The sequence below is a fragment of the Brachyspira pilosicoli genome (assembly GCF_019402445.1).
In the GTDB taxonomy this organism is placed as follows: Bacteria; Spirochaetota; Brachyspiria; order Brachyspirales; family Brachyspiraceae; genus Brachyspira; species Brachyspira pilosicoli_B.
In genome coordinates, this window is the sequence record NZ_SRZM01000253.1 from 1 (window position 1) to 4608 (window position 4608).

Annotated in this window: 5 protein-coding genes; 1 reads left to right on the forward strand and 4 read right to left on the reverse strand. The window is 25.8% G+C overall.

Translation table 11 applies throughout. The features are described 5' to 3' along the window. Positions 1 to 102: 102 nt before the first annotated feature. The gene (locus E6A48_RS08455) at positions 103 to 1293 is read left to right on the forward strand and encodes an MFS transporter (RefSeq protein ID WP_219709683.1); all 1191 of its coding nucleotides are present in this window, start codon (positions 103 to 105) and stop codon (positions 1291 to 1293) included. Here E6A48_RS08455 and E6A48_RS08460 read toward each other — a convergent pair. The 4 genes from E6A48_RS08460 to E6A48_RS08475 form a co-directional block, all read right to left on the reverse strand. Continuing rightward, positions 1290 to 1532: a (2Fe-2S)-binding protein gene (locus E6A48_RS08460; RefSeq protein WP_219709687.1), complete on the reverse strand. Its 243-nt coding sequence runs from the start codon at positions 1530 to 1532 to the stop codon at positions 1290 to 1292. The genes E6A48_RS08455 and E6A48_RS08460 overlap by 4 nt on opposite strands. A gap of 70 nt (positions 1533 to 1602) precedes the next feature. Further along, complete coding sequence (locus E6A48_RS08465; RefSeq protein ID WP_219709689.1) at positions 1603 to 2541, reverse strand: UDP-glucuronic acid decarboxylase family protein; 939 nt, start codon at positions 2539 to 2541, stop codon at positions 1603 to 1605. A 443-nt stretch (positions 2542 to 2984) separates the two neighbouring features. Continuing rightward, positions 2985 to 3734, reverse strand: coding sequence for an SDR family oxidoreductase (locus E6A48_RS08470; protein WP_219709691.1), 750 nt, complete (start codon positions 3732 to 3734; stop codon positions 2985 to 2987). 36 nt (positions 3735 to 3770) lie between these two features. Next, a partial coding sequence (locus E6A48_RS08475; RefSeq protein ID WP_219709693.1) for a glycosyltransferase family 8 protein occupies positions 3771 to 4608 on the reverse strand: 838 nt, incomplete at its 5' end.

Here is a 4608-nt window from a genome sequence, read left to right on the forward strand (position 1 = left end):
TTTTTATATTAATAATTTTTTTATATTATGAAATAAAAATATTAATTTTCTATATCTTTTTTAAAAATAATTTATATATTATTTTGTTGAGGTAAAAATAAAATGATATTATTGGTTTATTCAATGCCTTTTTTGGTTTATTTATGTTCCAGTATATTTTCAACAGTTTTAGTTATTAACTCATCAGAAACAGGAGCTAGTGCTTTTTTTATTTCGCTTTTGGCTGTATTTTATGGTATGGGTATGATGGTTTCTGCAAGCACTTTTTCTAAGTTTAAAATACCAAAGAGAATATATCCTAAATTATTATATATTCAATCTTGTATTCAGGTAGTATTAAGTATACTTTGTATAATATATTTAAACAACCAATTATCTCTTTTATATTCATTTTTATATGGTTCAAACACTACTATATTTTTTGTATGTTTTCAATCATTGCTTGACAGTGTATCAAAAGATTTACCTGTGAGAATAAGCAGTGGACTTTTTATATTTTCTTGGACTTTAGGATTATCTGTTGGACCTATAGTTACAGGTTTTGTTTATAATTTTAGTTCTGATATTGGATTTTTTATTGTAATAGCTATGAGTGTTTTGATGTTCATATTATTTTATTTATCAAGACATTTGCATTTCAAACCTAAAAGACATAAATGGGAAGAACCTTTTATGAGAGCTCCAAGATATAAGGTTTATATAGGCTGGCTTATAATATTTGTAGGTGCTTTAGTACTTCATACATTAAGATTTATGTTTTTGGATTATGGAATAAAAGAAGTTGGACTTTCAAAAAGCAGTGCTACATTTTTAGTTGGTGTATTATCGGGTGTTATGTCTTTGGGAGCACTTTTTTCATCTTTCTATTTTAGAATATTAGAAAAGAAAAGAGTGTTTACTGTTGTTGGTTTGCTTACTCCTATTGCTTTAACTTTGCTTTTAATTTCTAATAATTTTTGGGTATTTTTTGTATCATTTGTATTTTTAGGTTTTGTAAGTGGATTTGGATATTTCTTTGGGCTTTATTATGCTTTGGCTGACCAGGAAAGAGATAGTGCTAATGTGGCTGTGAATGAGGCTTTGACTGGTGTTGCTGCTTTGGTGATACCTTTTATAGTTGGATATTTAGCTTCAAATTTCTCATATTTTATAGCTTTTTTATTCATGATGATAATTTCTTTAATATGTTATAGTATAGCCATATATTTAATGTGGCAGAGAAAAAGAACTTCTCTAATTAAAGAAAAATTTTACAGATTAATAGAAGAAGCAGATAAAAAATATAAGGCTTAAAAGTTTAATGGAGCATATTCATTTTTTTTAGCATATTCTAGTAAATGCTCTATTTTTTCTTTGCATCCTCCACAGCCAGTACATGCTTGAGTCTTTTCAGATACACTTTCTACAGTGGTGAGTTTATCTGCTGCTATTGCGGAATATGCTTGTCTATATGATACATTTTTGCAATTGCAAAGCATTTTATCATAATTTATAGATGTTTGACATTTTAAGTCTTCTATATTTAAATCCATAGTAGTTTATCCAAAACATTTTTTTATTATTTTAACATTTTTATAATAAAATTCAAGGATATATATATAATTATTTGTTTCTTAAATAATTATCAAAATATTCTATTGTTTTTTTCAAACCTTCTTCCAACTTATAATTAGGCTGCCAATTAAGTTTTTCTTTAGCCAAACTAATATTAGGCTGCCTTTTTATAGGGTCATCTTTAGGAAGCTCTTTAAAAATTATTTTTGATTTTGAATTAGTCATTTCTACTATTTTTTTAGCAAATTCTAAAACAGTCATTTCCGAAGGATTTCCTAAATTCACAGGACCAATAAAGTTTTCACTATTCATCATTCTTACACTACCATCAATTAAATCATCACAATAGCAAAAACTTCTAGTTTGACTTCCATCTCCATAAACTGTAATATCTAAATTTTGTAAAGCCTGTATAATAAAGTTTGAAACAACTCTTCCATCATTCTCATTCATTCTAGGTCCATATGTATTAAATATTCTTATGATTTTTATATCAGTATTGTATTGTCTATGATAATCCATCATTAAAGTTTCAGCACCTCTTTTACCTTCATCATAGCAGCTTCTTATGCCATCTGGATTTACATGTCCCCAATAGCTTTCTTTTTGCGGATGTTCTAGAGGATCTCCATAAACTTCGCTAGTAGAAGCTTGGAGTATTCTGGCATTGCAATTTCTTGCCAATTCAAGCATATTAAGTATACCAAAAATATTAGTCTTAAAAGTATGCACAGGATTTCTTTGATAATGTATTGGAGAAGCAGGGCATGCAAAATTATATATTTCATCGCATTCTATATGTATTGGCTCTGTTATATCATGTCTAATACTTTCAAAGTTTTTATTATCTAATAAATGTTTGATATTTTCTTTTGAACCTGTAAAGAAATTATCTATTGATATTACGTAATTACCTTCTTTTAATAATCTTTCACATAGATGAGAACCTAAAAAACCAGCTCCGCCTGTTACAATTATTCTTTTCATAGATTTTTATTCCTTATGAATTTTTTTATATATAATACATAATATTTATATATTTTTCAATATTTTTATAACTTTAAATTATAAATATTTATAGAATTATTTTAAATCCCGCCCTATTAAGTTTTTTGTTTTTATAAAAAATTATAATTTTAATTTTTTAGAATGCTAAATTAAGAAAAGCATACCCGCCCAGATTTTTATTATAATTGTAAAAAAATTACCCGCACGGTAAAGAGATTTAAAAATATAATTTAAATTGTAATTGCAACATAAATTTATATTTTTTATTTAGCTTAACGTGCGGTGAAGTAGGTTTTTAATTTTAAAAAAGCTAGGGTGGGGGCTAAAATTATAGTGTTAAACAAAAAGAAAAAACAATTTAAAAATAACAGTGAATATAGAAAGCCAAGAGGGTGGGGAGTGTAAATAAATTTTTTAAGTTATTATATATTTAAAGTCCAGTTTTCATCGTTATGATATATCATTAGCTTTGTCATACCGCCGTCTACTGTGATATTTTGAGCATTGATAAAATTGTTATTACAGATAAACCAAGCAGTAGTTGCTATGTCTGATACATTGCCTATTTTAGCAGATGGATGCTGAAGTATATCTTCTTTGCTAAAGTTAGAATCATTAGAAGTATTTATCCAACCTGGGCTGATTGAGTTTACTCTTACTTTATGAGATAAGCTAATAGCCATAGAATGAGTAAGAGCTATAATAGCACCCTTTGAAGCACTGTAGCTTTCACTGTCTTTTTGTGACATAAAAGCTCTTGTGGAAGCTATGTTTATGATGCATGCATTTTTATTAAAATTGTTTATTAAGTTTTTTGTTATTTGATAAGCGGATGCAACTGATACTTTAAAAATTTCTAAAAAATCATCATAACTGCAATTACTTAATAGGCCATTATTTGAATAGCATGCATTATTTATTAAATAGTCAATATTACAAAATTTTTTTATTATTTCATTTGTAAAATTATTAACAGATTTTTCATTGTCTATATTGTCATCAATAAATAGGCATTCTCTTTTTAGTTTTTTTATTTCTTCTACTACTTTTAATCCATTTTCTTTGTCTTTATCAATAAAAGCTATATCGCAATTATTTTTAGCAAAATGTAATGCTATTTCTCTTCCTATGCCATTAGAAGCACCTGTTATAACACAAACTTTATTTTTCATTTTTATAATCCTATATTATTATAAAATTGTATATAACTAAAAATTATCCCTAAATCTATCTCTTAATTTTTTTGAAGGTAACCACCATGCTATTTTATTGAAAACTTCTTTTAGTGGCTTATATTTATTTGTAAAAAATTGTCTATCATCAATAGCTATTGATAATAAGTTATCAAAATATTTATCCATATTTTCTTTAAACCAAGGAGTATATCTAAAATATTTCCAAAATTCATATTTTAATATACTGTTTCTAGCAGGAGGATTAAGTGGTTTATTTGAACCTATATAATGTATTATAGCAACATTTTTTAAATCTTCAGGATCAAATTCATGGTAGCTTTTATCAGCAAAATATGACCATTTTTTTTCTAGATACTTTATTTTATTTTTGGGTAAAACATTATTTAGTATTCCCTGATCGTTATAGCAAGTTTGATAATTTTTTTCATAATAATCAGCACAATTTTTTTCTATGTTATCTCTTATCCATAATTTATTGTTTATTAACATAACACCAGCACAAAATATACTTTTTGGTTTATGTACTTCTTCAACAGCAGCTATATAATAATTTTCTAAGTTTGTTTGAAATAATTCTTTTAAGCTTGATGTTAGTATAATATCACAATCTAAATATAATATTTTTTCTACATCATTAATTAAACTTGGTATAGAAATTCTATAAAATGTAGCAGGAGAAAAATGACCTTTACTATTAGATTTATTAAACCAATCTTCATACTTTTTTATATCTGGTATATAATATTTTATGTTGAAATCTTTTATTTCTTTTAATTTTAATATCTTATTTTTATTATCATCATCAATACCGCCATCTATAATGTGAAATGTGAATTCTTCATCTTCTAAG